The sequence below is a fragment of the Chitinophaga niabensis genome, from assembly GCF_039545795.1.
Lineage (GTDB): Bacteria > Bacteroidota > Bacteroidia > Chitinophagales > Chitinophagaceae > Chitinophaga > Chitinophaga niabensis_B.
This window is the reverse complement of record NZ_CP154260.1, coordinates 2,699,705-2,719,550: the sequence shown is the minus strand read 5'-3', so window position 1 is coordinate 2,719,550 and position 19,846 is coordinate 2,699,705. Positions and strand designations below refer to the sequence as shown.

The 19,846-nt window shown below is 46.2% G+C and carries 22 protein-coding genes; 13 read left to right on the top strand and 9 right to left on the bottom strand.

Annotation, left to right across the window (positions count from 1 at the left end; genetic code table 11):
* The first annotated feature begins 11 nt into the window (after positions 1-11).
* Positions 12-755: a Bax inhibitor-1/YccA family protein gene (locus AAHN97_RS10770; RefSeq protein ID WP_074238594.1), complete on the top strand. Its 744-nt coding sequence runs from the start codon at positions 12-14 to the stop codon at positions 753-755.
* A gap of 61 nt (positions 756-816) precedes the next feature.
* Here AAHN97_RS10770 and AAHN97_RS10765 read toward each other — a convergent pair whose 3' ends face one another.
* Positions 817-1,362 carry a hypothetical protein gene (locus tag AAHN97_RS10765; protein ID WP_343307606.1) on the bottom strand — a complete coding sequence of 182 codons (546 nt, stop codon included), beginning with the start codon at positions 1,360-1,362 and terminating at the stop codon, positions 817-819.
* Positions 1,363-1,479: 117 nt separating this feature from the next.
* Positions 1,480-1,734: a hypothetical protein gene (locus AAHN97_RS10760; protein WP_343307605.1), complete on the bottom strand. Its 255-nt coding sequence runs from the start codon at positions 1,732-1,734 to the stop codon at positions 1,480-1,482.
* A gap of 277 nt (positions 1,735-2,011) precedes the next feature.
* Between AAHN97_RS10760 and AAHN97_RS10755 the strand changes: the two genes are divergently transcribed.
* The 3 genes from AAHN97_RS10755 to AAHN97_RS10745 all read left to right on the top strand — a co-directional run bounded on the left by AAHN97_RS10755 (position 2,012) and on the right by AAHN97_RS10745 (position 6,219).
* Positions 2,012-4,162 carry a S9 family peptidase gene (locus AAHN97_RS10755; protein ID WP_343307604.1) on the top strand — a complete coding sequence of 717 codons (2,151 nt, stop codon included), beginning with the start codon at positions 2,012-2,014 and terminating at the stop codon, positions 4,160-4,162.
* Between the two features lie 245 nt (positions 4,163-4,407).
* Positions 4,408-5,742, top strand: a complete 1,335-nt coding sequence (locus tag AAHN97_RS10750; protein ID WP_343307603.1) for a vanadium-dependent haloperoxidase — start codon at positions 4,408-4,410, stop codon at positions 5,740-5,742.
* 84 nt (positions 5,743-5,826) lie between these two features.
* Entirely contained in the window at positions 5,827-6,219 is a 393-nt protein-coding gene (locus AAHN97_RS10745) for a hypothetical protein (RefSeq protein ID WP_343307602.1), read from the top strand.
* Here the strand turns inward: AAHN97_RS10745 and AAHN97_RS10740 are convergent.
* From AAHN97_RS10740 to AAHN97_RS10730, 3 genes are read right to left on the bottom strand one after another with little or no spacing between them, the layout of a single operon-like run.
* Entirely contained in the window at positions 6,212-6,856 is a 645-nt protein-coding gene (locus AAHN97_RS10740) for a VIT1/CCC1 transporter family protein (protein WP_343307601.1), read from the bottom strand. The two genes, AAHN97_RS10745 and AAHN97_RS10740, sit on opposite strands and share 8 nt — an antisense overlap.
* 7 nt (positions 6,857-6,863) lie before the next feature.
* Entirely contained in the window at positions 6,864-8,099 is a 1,236-nt protein-coding gene (gene rocD, locus AAHN97_RS10735) for an ornithine--oxo-acid transaminase (protein WP_343307600.1), read from the bottom strand.
* Between the two features lie 25 nt (positions 8,100-8,124).
* Positions 8,125-8,382 carry an acyl-CoA-binding protein gene (locus tag AAHN97_RS10730; RefSeq protein WP_343307599.1) on the bottom strand — a complete coding sequence of 86 codons (258 nt, stop codon included), beginning with the start codon at positions 8,380-8,382 and terminating at the stop codon, positions 8,125-8,127.
* Positions 8,383-8,551: 169 nt separating this feature from the next.
* On the opposite strand from AAHN97_RS10730, the gene lepA reads away from it, so the two are divergent.
* Positions 8,552-10,345, top strand: a complete 1,794-nt coding sequence (lepA, locus tag AAHN97_RS10725; protein WP_343307598.1) for a translation elongation factor 4 — start codon at positions 8,552-8,554, stop codon at positions 10,343-10,345.
* A gap of 49 nt (positions 10,346-10,394) precedes the next feature.
* A complete protein-coding gene (locus AAHN97_RS10720) occupies positions 10,395-11,186 on the top strand; it encodes a diphthine--ammonia ligase (RefSeq protein ID WP_343307597.1) in 792 nt (263 codons plus the stop codon).
* A 226-nt stretch (positions 11,187-11,412) separates the two neighbouring features.
* Here the strand turns inward: AAHN97_RS10720 and AAHN97_RS10715 are convergent, their stop codons facing one another.
* Together AAHN97_RS10715 and manA are read right to left on the bottom strand one after the other, a co-directional pair.
* Positions 11,413-12,006 carry a DUF6580 family putative transport protein gene (locus AAHN97_RS10715; protein WP_343307596.1) on the bottom strand — a complete coding sequence of 198 codons (594 nt, stop codon included), beginning with the start codon at positions 12,004-12,006 and terminating at the stop codon, positions 11,413-11,415.
* A gap of 39 nt (positions 12,007-12,045) precedes the next feature.
* Positions 12,046-13,254: a mannose-6-phosphate isomerase, class I gene (manA, locus tag AAHN97_RS10710; RefSeq protein WP_343307595.1), complete on the bottom strand. Its 1,209-nt coding sequence runs from the start codon at positions 13,252-13,254 to the stop codon at positions 12,046-12,048.
* Positions 13,255-13,290: 36 nt separating this feature from the next.
* Here manA and AAHN97_RS10705 point away from each other — a divergent pair, with 36 nt between their 5' ends.
* Together AAHN97_RS10705 and AAHN97_RS10700 are read left to right on the top strand one after the other, a co-directional pair.
* A complete protein-coding gene (locus tag AAHN97_RS10705; protein ID WP_343307594.1) occupies positions 13,291-13,635 on the top strand; it encodes a YraN family protein in 345 nt (114 codons plus the stop codon).
* 148 nt (positions 13,636-13,783) lie between these two features.
* The gene (locus AAHN97_RS10700; protein ID WP_343307593.1) at positions 13,784-14,065 is read left to right on the top strand and encodes a hypothetical protein; all 282 of its coding nucleotides are present in this window, start codon (positions 13,784-13,786) and stop codon (positions 14,063-14,065) included.
* Between the two features lie 145 nt (positions 14,066-14,210).
* Here the strand turns inward: AAHN97_RS10700 and AAHN97_RS10695 are convergent, their stop codons facing one another.
* Both AAHN97_RS10695 and folP read right to left on the bottom strand, forming a co-directional pair.
* Entirely contained in the window at positions 14,211-15,020 is an 810-nt protein-coding gene (locus tag AAHN97_RS10695) for a diadenylate cyclase (protein WP_074238580.1), read from the bottom strand.
* Between the two features lie 16 nt (positions 15,021-15,036).
* Entirely contained in the window at positions 15,037-15,897 is an 861-nt protein-coding gene (folP, locus tag AAHN97_RS10690) for a dihydropteroate synthase (RefSeq protein ID WP_343307592.1), read from the bottom strand.
* A gap of 100 nt (positions 15,898-15,997) precedes the next feature.
* On the opposite strand from folP, the gene AAHN97_RS10685 reads away from it, so the two are divergent.
* From AAHN97_RS10685 to AAHN97_RS10665, 5 genes are all read left to right on the top strand, one after another.
* Complete coding sequence (locus AAHN97_RS10685) at positions 15,998-16,540, top strand: DUF1599 domain-containing protein (RefSeq protein WP_343307591.1); 543 nt, start codon at positions 15,998-16,000, stop codon at positions 16,538-16,540.
* Positions 16,541-16,543: 3 nt separating this feature from the next.
* The gene (locus tag AAHN97_RS10680) at positions 16,544-17,632 is read left to right on the top strand and encodes a BT_3928 family protein (RefSeq protein ID WP_343307590.1); all 1,089 of its coding nucleotides are present in this window, start codon (positions 16,544-16,546) and stop codon (positions 17,630-17,632) included.
* 6 nt (positions 17,633-17,638) lie between these two features.
* Positions 17,639-18,697, top strand: a complete 1,059-nt coding sequence (locus AAHN97_RS10675) for an ABC transporter permease (protein WP_343307589.1) — start codon at positions 17,639-17,641, stop codon at positions 18,695-18,697.
* A 117-nt stretch (positions 18,698-18,814) separates the two neighbouring features.
* On the top strand, positions 18,815-19,333 hold the full coding sequence (locus AAHN97_RS10670; protein WP_343307588.1) for an RNA polymerase sigma factor: 519 nt from the start codon (positions 18,815-18,817) through the stop codon (positions 19,331-19,333).
* Positions 19,320-19,817 carry a hypothetical protein gene (locus AAHN97_RS10665; protein ID WP_343307587.1) on the top strand — a complete coding sequence of 166 codons (498 nt, stop codon included), beginning with the start codon at positions 19,320-19,322 and terminating at the stop codon, positions 19,815-19,817. Before AAHN97_RS10670 ends, AAHN97_RS10665 begins: the two co-directional genes overlap by 14 nt.
* Positions 19,818-19,846: the final 29 nt, after the last annotated feature.

The window sequence follows — 19,846 nt, the reverse complement described above, 5'->3', positions numbered from 1 at the left end:
TTGTGTGAACTATGGCACTACTTGAATCAAACAACCCTGTACTGAAAGAAAAGACTTTCCAGGAGGCTTCACAGACAGCGTATGGTGAAGCGATGACCCTTAACGGCACTATTGCCAAGATGGGATTTTTGCTGGCTTTGGTATTAGCTGCAGCTGTTTTTTCCTGGGGTAAATTCGCCAGCGGGTTTAACATTATGCCTTTCGTTTGGGGAGGCGCAATTGGCGGTTTAGTTATTGCATTGATCATTTCCTTTAAAAAGGAGTGGGCCGGTTACCTGGCTCCTGCATATGCGATTGCAGAAGGTTTATTCCTTGGTGCGATATCTGCTGTTTACGGCAGCCTGTATGATGGCATTGTTTTGCAAGCGGTAGGTTTAACTATCGGCGTGTTCATTGCGATGCTTATTTTATACCGCGCCAGGATCATCCGCGCTACGGAGCGTTTCAAATCAATCATGTTCACGGCAGTAGCCGGTATTGCAATATTCTACCTGATCGCATTTGTACTGCGCATGTTCAATATTGATATTCCATTCCTGCACGAAGGCAGTATGCTGGGTATTGGTTTCTCTATTGTAGTGACCGCAGTAGCTGCGCTGATGCTGATCATTGATTTTGACATGATCGAAAATGGCGTTGCACAGGGTGCACCGAAGTATTTTGAATGGTACGCATCTTTTGCCCTGCTGGTTACACTGGTTTGGCTGTACCTGGAAATACTGCGTTTGCTGTCTAAGCTGAGCAGTAATAAGTAATTTGTTTCTCTTACAGGGAAATAAAAAGCCGTCTCAATACGAGACGGCTTTTTTTATTATCCTAATGATGATGATGATATTGGGGTTCCCAGTGCATATAATAAGCATTCTGTGCCTGTTTACTTACATGCCGGGTGATCACTTCCCAGGCGTCCCTGTTCCAGCGGAAATGAATGCCGGCGCGGGTAGTAAGCCTGTCGTGCCGCCGTGGGTAATAAGTGGAACGGGTGGAAACAAAGATGTTGCGTGGCCAGCCCTTCAGGTTAAGCAGATCCGCATCTTCCGGATACTCCCTGTATACCTCCCCGTTTTTGATGTAATACACCCCGGTGGTCCTCACATCTTCCCAGGCAAAACTAAGGTTCCAGAAAGGGCTCTTATAATGAATGCCCACATCATCCAGTGTAACGACCGTCATTTTCCTGATCAGCCATACGCCGGTAATGCCTAAAATTCCTGCCAAACCAATAATGGTGATCATGATAAAGCCTTCTGCGAGGCCTGCAATAAGAAATAAAATGGCTAAAAGGAGATAGATGATACGCAGTACTTTGCCTATAAGCGTTCTACTGCCTGTGATTTTGATCGTCCTGGTCGTCTTCACCATGTCTGTTTCCGGTTATCGCCTTAAGCTATGGCATAATTAAAAAAGCGGTGCACACCAAGGGGATGCACCGCATATTCAGTAGGTAGTGTAAAAACGTAGTGTAAGCGGTTAAAAGGATTAATTAAAATCTTCTTCACCACGAAGGGTGCATTCGATTTTGTGTTTCACGGGAGCACTGAAGCCTTCCAGCTCAATGTTCGGGTGTTCGTCTAAACAAATGCGGATTTTACCATTTTCGTTCATCAAATGGTCGTGAATAGGTTCCAGAAGGGCGAAAAGCATACGCTTGCCACTTTCTGCAATTTGATTCATGATGGAATCTTCTAATTGAACGAATTCCCGGTTTTTGTAAGAATAGGATACTTGTACCATACTGGTTTCTTTGGTTTTCATTAGGATCGATGCCCTAAAAATAACAAATATTTTAAATTGTCAAAAATTATTATGGATAAATCTTTTAATTAACAAATGGCTATACTATCAATATTTATTGCTGTTTCGTGAAAATGCGCTAGTGTAGCCTTTTTTCCATTAACAAATCAAACTTTAGGCCACATTGTTACCCCCTTATTACCATTCAACATTTTCCCTGCCGGGGATTGGGCATTATTCCCTTATTTTTATGCGCTACAAACTCAGCCTGACATTTATGCAACTAATCCGAAATCTGCTACTACTCTGCCTTTGCGTATGCATAGGCCTCCCGGTTTTATCTCAGGACATCACATGGTCCGCCGATGGAAATGCCTATTATACAGAAGAAAACGGGGCCATTATGGCCTACCAGGCAAAAGACAACCAAAGGAGTGAAAAAGTACCCGCCAAAGCATTGAGTGCAGCGGGCAATATTCAAAGCTTTACTTTCAGTGATGATGAACAGAAAGTATTGATCTTCAGCAACACACGCCGTGTATGGCGTTACAATACCCGCGGGGATTACTGGTTGTATGACCTGAAAACCACGCAGTTAAAGAAACTGGGTAAATCCCTGCCCGAAGTGACCCTCATGTTCACCAAACTTTCCCCGGACGGCAAAAAGGCGGCCTACGTGAGTGATCACAACCTTTATGTGGAAGACCTGGCCTCGGGCAAAATAGACCAACTGACCAAAGACGGTACCCGCCGTTTGATCAATGGCACTTTCGATTGGGCTTATGAAGAGGAATTTGGCTGTCGTGATGGTTTCAGATGGAGCCCTGACAGCAAGAGTATTGCCTACTGGCAGATAGATGCCCGTAAGATCAGGGACTTTCTTATGATCAGGAACACAGATTCGATCTATTCGTATACCATCCCGGTAGAATATCCCAAAGCAGGTGTGAGCCCTTCTGCCTGTAAAGTAGGCGTAGTGAACCTGGCCACAAAGAAAACCACCTGGATGCAGGTGCCCGGCGATGCACAGCAACATTACATTCCCCGTATGGAATGGCTGCCCGGTAAGAACAGCCTCATGATCCAGCAACTGAACCGGAAACAGAACACCTCTAAACTGATGGTGTTAGACCCTGTAAGCGGCAAAGCGCAAACGGTATATACAGAAACAGATGATGCCTGGTTAGATGTGAAATCTGCCTGGGATAATGGTGATATCACCGGTTGGGATTGGATCCAGGGTGGGAAAGCTTTTGTATGGGTGAGTGAGAAAGACGGCTGGCGTCATCTCTATCGTATTTCTGCAGACGGCAAACAGGAACAATTACTCACACCCGGTGAATACGATGTGATCAATATTAACAAGATCGATGAAAAGAACAACGTGGTGTATTTTATTGCTTCTCCTGAAAATGCCACGCAGCAATATCTCTACCGTATTCCATTAAGCGGTGGCAAAGCAGAACGTGTTACGCCTGCAAACCAGGCGGGCATTCATAAGTACAAGATCTCTTCCAATGCTTTGTTTGCCATTCATAGTTTTGAGAACCACCAGTTCACGCCGCAAAATGAACGCATTAGTTTGCCTGATCACAAAAGCCTCAGTGGCAAAGAATTTGGAGCCGCTGCCGGAAGAAAAAATAACGTGGAGTTCTTTAAAGTAACTACAGAAGATGGTGTAACAATGGATGGCTGGATCACGAAACCTGCCAACTTTGATTCCACTAAAAAATATCCCGTAGTATTTTATGTGTATGGGGAACCTGCATCCTGCACGGTGCAGGATGGTTTTGGCAACGCACAGAATTTCCTGTATGCGGGTAATATGAATGAAGATGGTTACATCTATATCTCACTGGATAACCGCGGAACACCTGCTCCGAAAGGACGTACCTGGCGGAAAAGCATTTACCGCAAAGTAGGTGTACTGAATGCAAGAGATCAGGCAATGGGTGCCAAAGAGATCCTGAAATGGCCATTTGTGGATGCAGACCGTATTGCAGTATGGGGCTGGAGCGGTGGTGGTTCCATGACGCTGAACCTGTTGTTCCAATATCCGGAGATCTATAAAACTGGGATTGCGGTAGCTGCAGTTGCCAATCAACTGACCTACGATAACATTTACCAGGAGCGCTTCATGGGCTTGCCTGCTGAGAATATGGAAGACTTTGTGAAAGGTTCTCCGATCACGTATGCAAAGAACTTACAAGGGCAATTACTCTATATTCACGGTACAGGTGATGATAACGTTCATTATCAGAATGCGGAGATGCTGGTGAATGAATTGATCAAATATAAAAAGCTGTTCCAGTTCATGCCTTATCCTAACAGAACACATGGTATTTCTGAAGGTGCGGGAACATACGAACATTTGTCTGCATTGTACACGCAGTTTTTACGGGAACATTGCAGGCCGGGGGCGAAGTAAGAGAGGCCGTATAATTGGGGAATCAGGCCGGTTCAAGGCCGTTACAAGGCCGGGTAAGGCCGTCACGAGGCCAGAAAAGGCCATTACAAGGCCGTAACAAGGCCGTAAAAGGCCGTTAAGGAAATAAAAAAAGGGGCTTATCTCATTCTTTTGAGACAAGCCCCTTGATTTTTTCTGCAACGCGAATAGATTGCGTACTCCACTGATACCTTAGCGGAGTATTGTTAACTCAAAAAATAAAAACAATGAGATCTATTCGTTTGCCCCTGATCGGGTGCCTGCTATTGATTGTAGCGGGCATGGTGACCTGCAAGAAACAGGATGTGCCACCTGATCCTGTTATTATTGAAAAGAAAGCCGTAGTGGCTGAGCTATCTTCCTCAACGGGAGAAACGGCCGTGCCTGTTTCCTGGTATCAGCTGGAGTTGAAGCTGATCAGAGAAACCGGCGGTTTTTCGCCTCCTGTGGCTGCACGTGCCATTGCCTATACAGGTATTACTTTACATGAAGCCGTAGCTGCAGGCCAGTCATTAAGCGGCCAGTTAAATGCGTTGCGTTATGTTCCTAAACCAGACAGATGGAAACGTTATAACTACGCGATCGCTGCCAATAGTGCTATGGCGCAGATCATCAGGAGTTTGTTCCCCAATGCCAGTGCAGCTAACCTGCAGTTAATTACACAGCTGGAAGATGATAACCTGCAATTATATGCGGATACCTGTCACCCTGATGTAGTGAGCCGTTCCATTTCATTTGGCCGGCAGGTGGCTACAGCTATTCATCAATGGTCTGTTGGTGATGGTGGTAAGGATGGTTATTTGAATAACTTTCCCACTGATTATGTTCCGCCGGTTGGGCCTGGTTTGTGGGTGCCTACACCTCCAGCATTTCAGCGTGCTTTATTACCTTATTGGGGAAATAACCGTACGTTGGTAGGGCCTTTTACGGTAAACATTCCGCCGCCTGCATTTTCAACCGCTACTTCTTCTGCATTTTATCAGAGCGCATTAGCGGTTTATCTGAAAGGCACTACACAAACGCCGGAAGAAAACCTGATTGCCAGGTATTGGGCAGACGGGGGAGGTACTTTTACACCACCGGGTCACCTGGTTGCGATTGCAGCACAGCTGGCGGTTGAAAAGAATTTAAGTCTTGCTTCCGCAGCCAGGCTCTTTGCACAGGTAGGTATCAGTTTGAACGATGCGGGGATCCTTTGCTGGAAGTACAAGTACAGGTATAACTTGTTACGCCCTGTTACTTACATCCGTACTTATATAGATAGTAGCTGGATGCCCACTATCGGCACGCCGCCTTTCCCGGCTTACACTTCAGGCCATGCTACATTTACAGCAGCTGCCGGAAGCATTTTAATTGCCCGGTTCGGAAGCAATTTCTCCTTCACGGATCAGCAGAAAGTACCGGAGGGTTTTGCTCCCCGTTCCTTTATTAACATTCAGAGCATGATCAATGAAGCGGCCATTTCCCGGGTCTATGGTGGTATCCATTACGAGTTCGACAGTGAGACCGGTAAACAGACCGGCTTTGACATAGCCAGGCGGGTACTGGATCTGCAGTATTAAGCAAACCGGGGTTGGGGGAATTCACCAACCCCGGTTTTTCTTTTTCGTTTATAAACTTTTACTTTGCTGCTTTAATTCCGAGTAATGACCAAAAGCAGTATTATTGGCGTCATCGCCTCCATCATCGTTATAATCAGTGCATTCCTTCCCTGGATCAGTATTCATGTAGACGGGCAGACACTCTTGTTCACGGGTATGAACACCAAGGGCTCCAGCTTTGGGGAACCGGGAAAACTGGGGATTGCGGTAGCAGTGATGGTATTGGTATTGTTCCTGATCAATAAGGAATGGTCTCCCCGGGTTAATTTATTCACCAGTGCTTTTCTCGCTGCCTGGTATTTCCGGAACATGCTCATCTTTTCCCGTTGCGAAATGGGGATCTGCCCGGAACAGAAAATTGGTTTGTTCCTCTCTCTTGGAGCAGCAGTGATTGCATTCGCATGTGTGTTGTTACATCGCCGCAAACATGTTAAATAGCGATGGCTATCAGGTAAGAGGCTAAGATCACTAATCCGCCGGTAAGCACATAACGCAAAGCCATGCGGGTAATGTGTTGCCCTGTGATGCGTGATTTCAGATATGCAAAGAACAGCAGGGCAAAGATGCTGAGTGTAAGGCTGAGTTCAGATGCTTTTGTGAAATTCTCCTGTGCCAGGTAGGGCACAAAAGCGATGAGGCCTCCCAGTAAAAAGAATGCACCGGTAGCCAGTGTGCTTCTCAGGGCATGGGCAAGACCAAATTGTTGTAACTGTACATTTTCTTCCTGTAGGGTATTTTCCCACTGCTCCTGGTCCTTTTTCATTTCATCTGCAATGTGCTCAATGGTACCCTGGGAGATATCCAGCTTTTGCAGTCTTTGTTGCTCTTCTTTGGACATCTTGCCTTCATCATCATGATCATCTCCGCGGTTAGCGCGAAAAACGGCAATCATCATCAACAGGGTGGCGATGCCCAGGATCAGGATATGCAGGGAGTAAAAAGCTTGTACTGTAAGGCTTTTGCCATGCAGGATCTGTGTGGTGAATAATAACAGCAATAAGCCGTCAGGGAAGCCGATCAACAGATCAGTTCTCCATCCGGAGCTACGTATCGCTGCTTTATTGCGTATGTCCATAATGCAATTAGTCTAGTGTTTCAAGGCTCTTTTTTATGATGCTCACACAATCGCTGATCTGTGTGGCATTGATCACAAGGGGAGGAGCGAAGCGGATCTTATCCCCATGTGTGGGCTTGGCCAGCAGCCCGTTCTCTTTCAGTGCCAGGCATAGCTCCCAGGCAGCATCCTCATGCGGATGATTGATGATGATGGCATTCAGGAGACCTTTTCCCCTAACGATACTGATATGCGGAGATTGAATGTCTGTAATTCCTTTCCTTAATAATTCACCCATCTTCACAGCGTTCTCTGCCATCTGTTCTGTACGTAATACTTCCAGTGCCGTCATGGCCACTTTACAGGCTAAAGGATTTCCGCCGTAGGTGGAACCATGTTCGCCTGGTTTGATGGTGAGCATGATCTCATCATCAGCCAGTACTGCGGATACAGGTAACATGCCGCCGGAAAGGGCTTTACCGAGGATCAGTATATCAGGACGAACATTTTCATGATCGCAGGCCAGCATCTTTCCCGTGCGGGCCAATCCTGTCTGAATTTCATCTGCTATAAATAATACGCCTGCATCGCTGCAATATTGCCGTGCGTTGGATAAATATCCCTGGTCAGGTACTTTTACGCCGGCTTCGCCCTGGATGGGTTCTACCATAAAACCAGCCACATCAGGGTCCTGCAGGGCTTTTTCCAAAGCGGGCAGGTTGTTGTAGGGGATCACTTCATAACCGGGCATGTAGGGGCCGAAGTTTTTGCGGGCTACAGGATCGGTGCTGAAGGACACTACGTTCAATGTGCGGCCATGGAAATTGTCTGCGCAAACGATGATCTTTGCTTTGTTCTCCGGGATGCCTTTTACCATGTAACCCCATTTGCGGCAAAGCTTCAGGGCGGTTTCAACGGCTTCCACGCCGGTATTCATTGGTAATACCTTATCGTACCCAAAATAACGTGTGATGTACTGTGTGTATTCTCCCAGCAGATCACTGTAAAAAGCGCGGGAAGTGAGGGTGAGTTTACTGGCCTGTTCCACCAGTGCCGCTACAATCTTAGGGTGGCAATGACCCTGGTTTACGGCGGAATATCCTGATAAGAAATCGTAATAACGTTTACCGTCCACATCCCAAACAAATACTCCTTCGCCACGGGTAAGCACTACCGGTAAGGGATGGTAATTGTGCGCGCCGTATTGTTCTTCAAGTCCGAGGAAATGTTGCGTCTTTTCGCTGATCGTATAATTGGGTACCATAATCTCTCAAAGTTACTCAATTACTTCATCCTTTCAACTTATTCACGAGGTTGATGTAGTCCTGCATAGCGTCTTCCTTGCTTTTTCCTTTCAGATTGGTCCATGCATCAAACTTGGCTTTTCCAACAAAATCGAACATATTGGCAGGCGGCTCAATGTTAATATCTCCTTCTGTGGATTGTTTGTATAAAGAATACAATTGCAGCAGGATGTCGTTATCCGGTTTGGTGTCCAGTGTTTTGCTGGTTGCTACCGCCTCCTCAAATAATTGTTGCAGTGCCATGGTGTATTTTTTGTATTAAATGTAAAGAAATAGACGCAATAAGAGGGTAGCCACACATGAAAGAAGTCTAAAATTTAATACCTTTGCAGCTTATCACAGTTGCGAATTGTCAATTACGAATTAAAGATTGATACAATTTGAGGCTAATTCGTGATTGATCTTGTATTATATGAAGAATATCCGGAATTTTTGCATTATTGCACATATTGACCACGGTAAGAGCACGCTGGCGGACCGTTTATTACAATTTACCAATACCATTTCCGATCGCGACATGCAGGCGCAGGTGTTGGATGATATGGACCTCGAAAGGGAGAAAGGTATCACCATCAAGAGCCATGCTATTCAAATGAAATATACCGCCAAAAATGGCGAACAGATCATATTTAACCTGATCGATACCCCCGGCCACGTGGATTTCTCCTATGAGGTTTCCCGCGCGCTCGCGGCCTGTGAAGGTGCGCTGCTGCTGGTAGATGCTGCACAGGGTATCCAGGCACAAACAATTTCCAACCTGTACCTGGCCCTCGAAAACGACCTGGAGATCATTCCCGTGATCAACAAGATCGATATGGAAGGTGCCATGATTGAGGAAGTAAAAGACCAGATCATTGAACTGATCGGGGTGAAACCAGAAGATATCCTGCTGGCTTCCGGTAAGTCCGGCATAGGCATTGAAGAGATCCTGGAGGCTATTGTACATCGTATTCCGGCTCCTAAAGGAGAACAGGAAGCACCATTGCAAGCCCTGATCTTTGACAGTGTATTCAATTCTTTCAGAGGTATCATTGCGTATTTCCGCATTTTCAACGGCAGTATTAGAAAAGGTGATAAGATCCGGTTCGTGAACACGGGCATGGAATATGAAGCGGCAGAAGTAGGGATCCTTGGCCTGGGGCTGCTCCCCAGGGATACGGTGAACTGCGGGGATGTGGGATACATTATTACCGGTATCAAAAACGCCAAAGAAGTAAAAGTAGGGGATACCATTACCCTGGCTAACAATCCCTCCGAGACTGCCATTGATGGTTTTGAAGAGGTGAAGCCGATGGTATTTGCCGGTATTTTCCCTGTAGTAACAGAAGATTTCGAGGAGTTGCGGGATTGTATGGACAAACTCCAGCTGAACGATGCTTCCCTTACTTACGAGCTGGAAACTTCACAGGCACTTGGTTTTGGTTTCCGTTGCGGATTCCTTGGCATGCTGCACATGGAGATCATCCAGGAACGTTTAGAACGTGAATTCAATCAAACCGTTATCACAACGGTTCCGAACGTGGGCTTCATTGCATACGATACAAAGGAAAAGGTGATCATTGTGAACAACCCTGCGGAAATGCCGGACCCCACTAAGCTGGAACGCATTGAGGAACCGTTCATCCGCGCACAGATCATCACCAAACCTGATTACATCGGTAATATCATGACGCTTTGCCTGGGTAAAAGAGGTATCCTGGTGAACCAGAGCTATCTCACTACCACACGCGTAGAGCTGATCTTTGAATTGCCGCTCACAGAGATCGTTTTTGACTTCTATGATAAACTGAAGAGCCAGACCCGCGGTTATGCTTCTTTCGATTATAACCCTATCGGCTTCCGCGACAGTGATATCGTTAAAATGGATATCCTGCTGAACGGTGAGAAGGTGGATGCCCTCAGCGCATTGATCCATCGCAGCCGTGCACATGATTTTGGCCGCAAACTCTGCGAAAAGCTGAAAGAACTGTTGCCACGCCAGCAATTCATGATTGCCATCCAGGCAGCTATCGGCGCTAAGATCGTAGCCCGTGAAACCATCAGCGCTATGCGGAAAGACGTTACTGCCAAATGTTATGGTGGTGATATTTCCCGTAAGCGTAAACTGCTGGAAAAGCAGAAAGAGGGTAAGAAACGGATGCGTCAGATCGGTAACGTAGAGGTGCCGCAGGAAGCGTTCCTCGCTGTGTTGAAACTGGATGATTAGAGGCAGAGGCGGCATGCGGAAAGAAGTGCTGGTTTCTTCTCAAATTTAGATGACGAACATAACCTGGCTGCAGAAGAGAAGTGTTCTTTTGCATGGCTGGATGGCAGAAAGTTTCCATTTCTTCTCAAATTCAGATGGCCGGCATAACCGGATCGCAGAACGTTCCCATTTCTTCTCAAATTACATGACTAATATTATTTGCTCCTGGAGCGGCGGTAAAGATAGCTGTTTCGCACTCATGCAGGCTGTGCAACAGGGTTACCGTCCGGTTGCACTCCTGAATGTGATGAATGAAAACGGCCAGATCTCCCGGTCCCATGGCCTCCCTTCCTCCATCCTTCAACAACAGGCTGCCGCAGCCGGTTTGCCGCTTACTACCATTGCCAGCAGCTGGCAGGATTACGAAGCCAACTTTGTTACACAGTTAAAAGACTTAAAGCAGGAGTATGCTGCTTCCGCTGCCGTGTTTGGAGATATTGATCTGCAGGCGCACCGGGACTGGGAGGAAAAGGTATGTGCTGCTGCCGGGCTGGAAGCCCTTTTACCTTTGTGGCAACTGGAACGTAAATTGCTGGTATACCGCATGTTGCAGGAAGGGATCCGGTGTATGATCGTATCCTGTAATACCCATCTGGGGGAAAGTTTCCTGGGCCGGATCCTGGATGATGTGCTGATAGCGGAACTGGAGGAGAAAGGCGTGGATGTATGCGGGGAGAACGGGGAGTTCCATACTGTAGTAGTGGATTGCCCTTTGTTTGCCGTGCCGGTGCAGTTGCCCGGGTTTACGAAGGTGAGGCATGAGGAATACTGGTTCCTTCAATGGGAGATAAAGCATACATAAAGCATACATAAAGTAGAGATAAAGTAGACATAAAGCGTAGTTATCCCCACCCACTGACATTTCAATCCTTCTATCCGGTAACAATGACATAAGGTCCCTCCAACAAAGGAGTAACGAATCCTGACCCTATGTCGAGCCTATGTCAAGCATTGGAATCTTATAGGAACCCCATAAAAAAAAGCCGTTCCAGCATAGCTGAAACGGCTGGTATCTTAGATCAGTTCTCTTACGCTAATTGTTGTTGCTCATGCTGTTTTACGAACACTGGTTTCAGTAAAGCATAAGCTCCAAAAAGGATCCCGCTGTAAAACACATTCCCCATTATGGTATTCAGGGCAAAGCTACCGAACAGGCTATTCTTGTAGAAAGGAATGGCAGAAAGGTAGCAGGTCATCAGGCCGCTGAAGGTATGCGGATACGTGTCCCTGAAAATGAATGTGCCCAGGTTGGATAAGAGGAAAAACAGCACACCCGCACCAATAGATGCGAGCAGGATATTACCGGGTTTGGCTTTCTTAATACGGGTACCAATAAAGGTGGTGAGTATGAAAGCGCCATAAACAAAGAGCTGTTCTCCGCTGCCATAGAAACCCTGGATCTCTGTGAACAGTTCAAAGAACACATCACTCAGGAGGAGAGCTACCAGTGGAACGAGGTAAGCATAACGTTTATCTTTGAACACAACTCCTGCAAACAATGCACCTGCGCCTACAGCAGTGAAGTTGTAGATCTGCATGTAATTGGTAAACAACCGTCCGAGGATGGTCAGAAAAATAAGGCCTGCGATCAGGAGTACTTTAGATGTAGTTTCTTTCTTCATGCAAGATGCTGCTTTTGTTGACAGTACAAATATAATCAATTAAGGAATAGATGCTTTAAACACGCTTAATTCAGTCGTGGCCGTGAGGGTGTAACTTTCCCCGATGGCAGCAAATACAGAAGTGCCTTTTTTCAGGGGCAGTTCTGCAGAGCCTTTTACCACGCCTTCCCCGTTTAATACGATCCATGTTTCAGGAGCGGCGGCGGTATGTTGATATACTTCACCGGGTTTAAGGCTGATCTGGCTGATCACAAAATCCGGTGCAGGGGTAGGATAGATGCGTTCCTGGCCATTATGGATGGATTCTCCTTTGAGGATATTGGGTTGTACTGCTTCAAAACGGGTATGTTTTAGCAGTTCTTCCACATCAATATGTTTGGGAGTAAGCCCGCCACGTAACACATTGTCTGAATTGGCCATCAGCTCCGCATTCTGACCTTCCAGGTAAGCATGGGGAATGCCGGCATCCTGGAATACGGCGTCTCCGGGTTTGGCGTTCACGATGTTGAAGAAGTAGATGGAAAAGATGCCACGGTCCAGACGGTTCAGGCCTTCCGGATCATTTGAAATGGCGCGGGCCGTCCAGAAAGCGGGATCGCTTTTTTCCAGGGTACCTGCGGCATAGGAGGGGAGTACCCTTTCTGCCAGCGGGCGGAGGAGGGTATTGATCTCTTCCTGTGGCAGTTCCATTACTGCTTTATATAAACCTTTGTATCCTTCTGTTTCAAAGACCGGGGCGAACGACTGCAGTTCAGGTACCGTCTGCAGTACTTTTTTCAGTTGTGGTTCCGGCAGAAAACCATGCAGCAGCCAGAAATCGCTGAGGGCTACCATGATCTCCGGTTTGTGATTGGCATCTTTATAGTTGCGGTTGGATGCCGTGAGGGGAATACCCGCTTCATTTTCAGCAGCAAATCCTTTTTCTGCTTCTGCTTTGGTAGGATGCACCTGGATAGAGAGCATGTCCTTCACATCCAGGATCTTGAACAGGTAAGGCAGTTCGCCGAAACGTTCAGCAGCTTTTGTGCCCAATACCTCAGCAGGGTTTTCTGCTATATAGGCATTTAATAACAAAGGGCCGGATGAGGCCTGTAAGGTAGACGGTGCACTCTGATGTGCTCCCATCCAGTATTCCGCGCTGGGTTGCTCAGATGCCGGCAGTCCCAGTAGTTGCGGGATGTAGGTGAAACCTCCCCAGGCATAATGTTGTACCTTGCCATTCAGGTAAAATAATTTCCGGTTGCTCATGATTCCATTGTTAAGTTGTAAAAATAGAAAAATCGAATGGCTTATCATCACGAAGTAGGGAAAAAGGGTGAATTGCTTGCCGCCAGTCATCTTCGTCAAAAGAAATACGAAGTGCTCCATACCAACTGGACGTACGGGAAACTTGAGCTGGATATTGTTGCCCGTTACCAGGATGTATTAGTATTTGTAGAAGTGAAAACCCGGAGCACACAATATTTTGGTATGCCGGAGGAAGCAGTGCATGCGAACAAAGCGCAGTTGATCAGAAGAGCGGCAGATAAATACATGCAGCAATATAACCTGCAACCGAATGAAATACGTTTTGATATTATTGCTGTAACTGTTAATGAGGAGATCATGCATTTTGAAGATGCTTTCTAGGAATAGGTTATAACCCGCGCCCCGACTGCTTAACATCGTTTTAACAAATACGATTCCATACGGATATAATTAGTTGTATATTTGTGTATCCAATCAAATAATCGTCTCCTGTAAAGAACCGTTGTTTATCAATCCAAAAAGGTTCTTTATGTATATCTGGAGTTTAGTATTAACCATGCTCACAAACAATGTTGTAATGCAACAGCTTCCTTCAGGGGAAGGTACTGTTTGTATCCAGGTTCCTGCTATGGAACAACAGAGAGGTACAGTGCAATGCACCATTTATAATGAGCAACAGATGCCGGTTAGAATGATCCCTTTAGAGGGTGGACATAAAAAGGGGGTGTATACTTTACAGTTACACACACTGGAGGCAGGGAATTATACAGTGAGTGTGCAGCAGTTGAACCTGCCGGTTAAATTGAAATAAAAGACATAGCTAAGACATTTTATATTAGAGTCATCCCCCCAAACATAGATCCCCCGAGATAATCGGGGGACTTTGTATTTATAGGGCTGGCTCAAAATAAAAGAGCCGCTAAATGTTTAGCGGCTCTTTTATTTTGGTAATTTTTTTAATATCCATCTACCAGCACTTCATACATCTTCACCTTCAATTCTTCCAGCGAAACATTCTGTACCAGCTGGCCATCTTTGGCATAAGATACGGTACCTCTTTCTTCAGAAACGATCAGCGCCAGGTTATCACTGTGCTCTGTGATCCCAACTGCTGAACGGTGACGCATACCAATGCGTGTGGGCAGGTTGGGATTCTCCGATACGGGCAGGATCACTTTTGCAGCCAGTATTTTATTACCTACAATGATCAGTGCGCCATCGTGCAAAGGACTGTTCTTTTCGAAGATACTTTCTATGAGCTTGGCACTGATATTACCATCTATCGCAATACTGGAGGCGGTATCAAACTTCACACGATAGGTAGTGGCAATTACGATCAGCGCACCTGTTTGTGTTGCCATCATATGGCCCACTGCCGTGATGATCTCGTTGATCATCAGTTCTTCTTCTTTATAACTTTTAAAACGGTCTGGCAGGAAGAGTTTTGTAAAGAAACTATCCTTACTGAGTGGCGTTTTTTTACCCAGTACCAGGAGGAACTTCCTGATCTCCGGCTGGAAGATGATAATGATAGCGATCAATCCTACGTTGATAAAATTCTGCAGGATATTGGTGAGGATGGGCATTTGCAGGGAACGTACCAGAAAGTACGCAGCATACACCATCAGCAGCCCAATGAAAATATTAAAAGCAAGGCTGCCTTTCAGCAAGCGGTAAAGCTGGATCACCAGGAAAATTACAACGAGCAGGTCTACAACATTCAGCCAACGAAACTCAAATCCATAAAATTGATATACATCCTTCATATCGACAAAAATAGCATTAAATTGATTGCATAAAAGCGATGATACGTGTTGCTTCTGTCGCTTCTTTTACATCATGCACTCTGAGGATGGCTGCACCTTTCTGCAATGCCAGTGTTTGTACCACAGTAGTACCATTCAATGCCTCAGAAGCTGAATTGCCCAGCAAACGGTAGATCATGGACTTCCTGGATACTCCTACCAATACAGGAACTTCCAGCATATTAAACACCTCCAGGTTTTTCAGCAGCTGGTAGTTGTGTTCCAGCGTTTTACCAAAACCAAAACCGGGATCGATGATCACATCTGTAATGCCTGCTTCCCGGCATTGGGCTACTTTGCGGATAAAGTAATCCAGTACTTCCTGGGAAACATTGTTGTATTCCGGGTTGTGCTGCATGTCTGCCGGTGTGCCCTTCATATGCATGGCAATAAAGGGAACCTGTAGTTTAGCCACGGTGGAAAGCATCAAAGGGTCCATATCGCCGGCACTCACATCGTTCACCATGGCAGCCCCGGCATGGATACATTTCTCAGCCACGGCGGCATGGTAGGTATCAATGGAGAGGATGGCTTCCGGGAAATGATGCAGGATGCCATGGATGGCAGGCAGTAAACGTTCCAGTTCTGTTGCTGCGCCTACTTCCGGGGCACCAGGCCGGGTACTTTGTGCACCAATATCCAGCATCAGTGCTCCTTCTTCCAGCATGTCGCCAGCCCGGTCAATAATATGATGAAGCTCCCGGGTACGGCTGTCTGCATAAAAAGAATCATCCGTTACATTAATGATCCCCATCACAGCAGGGCGGGAGAGGTCTATTAACTTTCCTTTGCATCGGATCGTAAAATCTTTACGTAATAATGTATTTTTGAAACTCATTGAAAATTAATTACGAATTAAGCGATTACGAATTACGAACGATTAACAACAAATTTATCGTAAAAAAAGGCTTATTTCGTAATGACAATAGAAATAGATTATGACTCAGGTACAATATGCGGAAGTAATAGCGGGCTGTAAGGATGTATTTATCAAGAAAACGAAGGATTATGGAACATCCTGGCGGGTATTACGGCCTATCTCTATTGTAGATCAGATCTTTATCAAGGCGCAACGCATCCGTAACATCCAGGAGATCGGCCAGCAGAAAGTGGCGGACGATATCAAAGGGGAATTTGCGGGCATCATTAATTATGGTGTAATAGCCCTGATCCAGATGGAGTTGCCGGATGATCCTTATACGGACCTGCCGGTAGAAACTGTTTCCCGCCTCTACGATGAAAAGATCGCTTTCATCCGGGAGGTGATGGAAAACAAAAACCATGATTACGGGGAAGCCTGGCGGGATATGAGCCAGGAATCTTTCGTTGACCTCATCCTCACAAAATTACTGCGTATCAAACAGATCCTCCGGAACGAGGGTAAAACACTGATCTCTGAGGGGATGGATGCCAACTATGTAGACATTGTGAACTATGCCGTATTTGCACTGATACTTTTGAAAGAAAAAGAGCAATTATAAAATATGAAACCAATCCTGATCCTATTTCGCATTCTTGTAGGCGTACTGTTCATCTTTTCCGGACTTATTAAAGCGAACGACCCGCTGGGCCTCAGCTATAAGATGGATGAGTTCTTTGAAGTACTGCACATGCACTTCCTTATACCTTTTTCCCTGGCTTTTTCCCTGATCATGAACGCTTTTGAGATCATTGCAGGTATTGCGGTATTGCTGGGATACCGTATGCGCATCTTCTCTTTCCTTTTATTATTACTGATCATATTTTTCACCTTCCTCACCGGGTTTGCTTTATTCAGCGGCCTGATCAGGGAATGCGGTTGTTTTGGCGACTGTATCAAACTAACCGCAGAGCAATCTTTCTGGAAGGACATTATCCTGCTGGTGATGATTGTGGTGATCTTTATTTACCGCAACCGTATACAACCACTGCTGGCTAAAAAGCCGATGGCTGCTGTAATGATCCTGGCGGTATTATTCCCCATCATCCTTCAATGGTATACCTTATCACATTTACCCATTGTGGATTGCCTTCCTTATAAAATAGGTAATAACATCGTTGAGAAAATGAAACCGCCTCCAGGTTCCAGGCCGGATGTTTACAAAACGGTGCTGATCTATGAAAAAGACGGTAAACAACAGGAATTCTCTGAGGAGAATTATCCCTGGCAGGATTCTACCTGGAAGTATGTGGACCGTAAGGACAAGCTGATCGTAAAGGGCAATGCCATGCCTGAGATCAAGGACTTCATCCTCACGGACTATGATAATAATAACCAGAACAATGCCGTGCTGAAGGAAAGTTTGCCGGTATATCTCTTCGTGGTGCTGGATGTTAATAAAGCCGGTGAAGGATGGGATAAAAAGATCCAGGCATTACAGCAGCAGTTCAAAGAAGGTAAGATTGTGCTCTTTGGCATTACCAGTTCCAACAAAGCGGCGGTAGAAGCATTCAAGGCAAAACACGGACTGGATTTCCAGTTCCTGCAAATGGATGGTGTGGCTATCAAAACCGCAGTGAGGGCAAATCCCGGTCTGATACTGCTGGATAAAGCCACCATCAAGGGTAAATGGCATTACAACGATATTCCATAATTCATTATGCTGCGATATTTCCTGCGTAAGATCGGCTACGGTTTCCTCGTTCTCCTGGGCGTGGTGATTGTAGTATTCCTGCTCTTCAATGTACTCCCGGCAGATCCTGCCAGGCTTACATTGGGGCAGCGGGCCGATGTTACTTCCCTGGAAAATGTACGGAAAGAACTGCACCTGGATAAACCCAAAGCCGTGCAGTTCTTTTATTATCTCAACGATCTTTCTCCCATTGGCATTCATTCCCGGGAGGAATTAAAGACTTCGCTGAATGGATTTGCTTTATTTGGCATAGGAGGGGAGAAGGTCCTGGTGCTCAAAACCCCCTATCTCCGCAGAAGTTACCAGGGCAAAAAAGATGTCTGGGAGATCCTTACAGAAGCCTTGCCGGGTACACTGGTACTGGCTTTGGCGGCTATGATCTTTGCCACGATAGCGGGAATTTCGCTGGGCATCCTTTCTGCGGTAAAGCAAAACACCTGGATGGATACCAGTGCTGTATTTGCCAGTGTGATCGGGATCTCTGCACCTTCCTTTTTTACAGGCATTGTGCTGGCTTACCTGTTTGGTTTTGTACTGAGTGATTACACCGGTTTACATATGACCGGGAGTTTATTTGATATCGACCCCTTTGAAGGCAGGATCCTCAACCTGCGTCACCTGATCTTACCTGCCATTACCTTGGGCATCAGGCCCCTGGCCATTATTGTACAATTAACCCGCAGCGCCATGCTGGACGTGCTGGGCCAGGATTATATCCGCACTGCTTATGCAAAAGGATTGAGCCGCCCGGTTATCCTTTACAAACATGCTTTAAGGAATGCCCTGAACCCTGTGATCACTGCTATCACCGGATGGTTCGCGGAATTGCTGGCAGGCGCTTTCTTCGTAGAGTACATCTTTGGCTGGAAGGGTATCGGGAAAGTAACCGTGGACGCCCTGGAAAAATTCGACTTCCCCGTGGTAATGGGAGCGGTATTGTTCACGGCAGGTATCTTTGTACTGATCAACCTGCTGGCCGATGTATTATATAGTATCGTAGATCCCCGGATTAGTCTAAGTAATTGATCTTCAACTAATTTATATTTATTTTCTATTATTTTGTAACAAAGGTGATCCATGGTCGTCTTCTTATTGTAGCACGCTGACAGGAGCATCTCCTTCCGCCAAACCTAAAAACTGAAAATGTCGTCCGAAGTATTCCTTGCTCAAATAATGCCTATCAAGCAGAAGCTGTTCCGCTTCGCGCTTCGGCTGCTGGGCAATGAGGAAGATGCCAAGGACATTATTCAGGATGCTTTTATGAAAGTGTGGCACAACAAAGAAAAGATGGGAGAGTTACAGAACCTGGAAGCGTGGTGTATGCGCATCACCCGCAACCTGGCACTGGACAAGCTGAAGAGTAAGAAGTACAGGATCACGGACCATCTCGACCGGGCACAGGAAGTGCCGGCCAGTCATCAACAAACGCCGCATCAGCGATCTGAACAAAGTGATCTGATGCGCAGGGTGCACGGCCTGATCCATGCCTTACCGGAGAAATACAGGACTATTCTGCAACTGAGAGATATAGACGGGTTGAGTTACCAGGAGATTGCAGATGTACTGAACATTGAAATGAGTGAAGTAAAAGTAAACCTGCACCGGGCCCGGAAACAGGTGCGGGAACAACTACAAAATATACATGTATATGGAATACAGTAACATCAGAGCCCTGTTGGAAAAATACTGGGCTTGTGAAACTACCGAGGAAGATGAAGCAGCATTGCGCATCTTTTACGCCACCCACGAGGATGCTTTACCGGCAGACCTCCAGGAAGCTGCGCCTTTGTTCCAATACTTTCATACAGCAGAAGCGGAGTTGCCGGAAATAGAGATTCGTGGCCCCTGGGAAGAGGAAGAAACAAAGATCATCCGCCCATTCTGGCAAGGCTGGATGAAATACGCCGCCATTTTACTGGTGGCATTGGGAATAGGGCATTCCGTGTACAATTTCCAGCAAAAGAACAAACCAGAGGAAACCGGAATGGTTTTCCGGGATACGTTCGATGATCCAAAGATTGCTTATGAAGAAACGCAAAAAGCACTGGCGATCATTTCAAAGAACCTGAATAAAGGCAAAACGCAAATGGAGAAACTCAGTTACTTCAACAATGCTACAGACCTGATCCAGGGAAATAACAACTAAGGCTATTCTAGAACTGCATATCAACAATT

Excerpts from the sequence above, each read along its gene's own strand:
- AAHN97_RS10670 (WP_343307588.1), top strand. The coding sequence starts at position 18,815 with ATGTCGTCCGAAGTATTCCTTGCTCAAATAATGCCTATCAAGCAGAAG.
- rocD (WP_343307600.1), bottom strand. The coding sequence starts at position 8,099 with ATGGTACCCAATTATACGATCAGCGAAAAGACGCAACATTTCCTCGGA.
- AAHN97_RS10765 (WP_343307606.1), bottom strand. The coding sequence starts at position 1,362 with ATGGTGAAGACGACCAGGACGATCAAAATCACAGGCAGTAGAACGCTT.
- AAHN97_RS10715 (WP_343307596.1), bottom strand. The coding sequence starts at position 12,006 with ATGAAGAAAGAAACTACATCTAAAGTACTCCTGATCGCAGGCCTTATT.
- AAHN97_RS10680 (WP_343307590.1), top strand. The coding sequence starts at position 16,544 with ATGAAACCAATCCTGATCCTATTTCGCATTCTTGTAGGCGTACTGTTC.
- AAHN97_RS10755 (WP_343307604.1), top strand. The coding sequence starts at position 2,012 with ATGCAACTAATCCGAAATCTGCTACTACTCTGCCTTTGCGTATGCATA.
- AAHN97_RS10740 (WP_343307601.1), bottom strand. The coding sequence starts at position 6,856 with ATGGACATACGCAATAAAGCAGCGATACGTAGCTCCGGATGGAGAACT.
- AAHN97_RS10685 (WP_343307591.1), top strand. The coding sequence starts at position 15,998 with ATGACTCAGGTACAATATGCGGAAGTAATAGCGGGCTGTAAGGATGTA.
- AAHN97_RS10695 (WP_074238580.1), bottom strand. The coding sequence starts at position 15,020 with ATGAAGGATGTATATCAATTTTATGGATTTGAGTTTCGTTGGCTGAAT.
- manA (WP_343307595.1), bottom strand. The coding sequence starts at position 13,254 with ATGAGCAACCGGAAATTATTTTACCTGAATGGCAAGGTACAACATTAT.
- AAHN97_RS10770 (WP_074238594.1), top strand. The coding sequence starts at position 12 with ATGGCACTACTTGAATCAAACAACCCTGTACTGAAAGAAAAGACTTTC.
- AAHN97_RS10705 (WP_343307594.1), top strand. The coding sequence starts at position 13,291 with ATGGCTTATCATCACGAAGTAGGGAAAAAGGGTGAATTGCTTGCCGCC.
- AAHN97_RS10720 (WP_343307597.1), top strand. The coding sequence starts at position 10,395 with ATGACGAACATAACCTGGCTGCAGAAGAGAAGTGTTCTTTTGCATGGC.
- AAHN97_RS10745 (WP_343307602.1), top strand. The coding sequence starts at position 5,827 with ATGACCAAAAGCAGTATTATTGGCGTCATCGCCTCCATCATCGTTATA.
- AAHN97_RS10665 (WP_343307587.1), top strand. The coding sequence starts at position 19,320 with ATGGAATACAGTAACATCAGAGCCCTGTTGGAAAAATACTGGGCTTGT.
- lepA (WP_343307598.1), top strand. The coding sequence starts at position 8,552 with ATGAAGAATATCCGGAATTTTTGCATTATTGCACATATTGACCACGGT.
- AAHN97_RS10730 (WP_343307599.1), bottom strand. The coding sequence starts at position 8,382 with ATGGCACTGCAACAATTATTTGAGGAGGCGGTAGCAACCAGCAAAACA.
- folP (WP_343307592.1), bottom strand. The coding sequence starts at position 15,897 with ATGAGTTTCAAAAATACATTATTACGTAAAGATTTTACGATCCGATGC.
- AAHN97_RS10675 (WP_343307589.1), top strand. The coding sequence starts at position 17,639 with ATGCTGCGATATTTCCTGCGTAAGATCGGCTACGGTTTCCTCGTTCTC.
- AAHN97_RS10750 (WP_343307603.1), top strand. The coding sequence starts at position 4,408 with ATGAGATCTATTCGTTTGCCCCTGATCGGGTGCCTGCTATTGATTGTA.
- AAHN97_RS10760 (WP_343307605.1), bottom strand. The coding sequence starts at position 1,734 with ATGGTACAAGTATCCTATTCTTACAAAAACCGGGAATTCGTTCAATTA.
- AAHN97_RS10700 (WP_343307593.1), top strand. The coding sequence starts at position 13,784 with ATGTATATCTGGAGTTTAGTATTAACCATGCTCACAAACAATGTTGTA.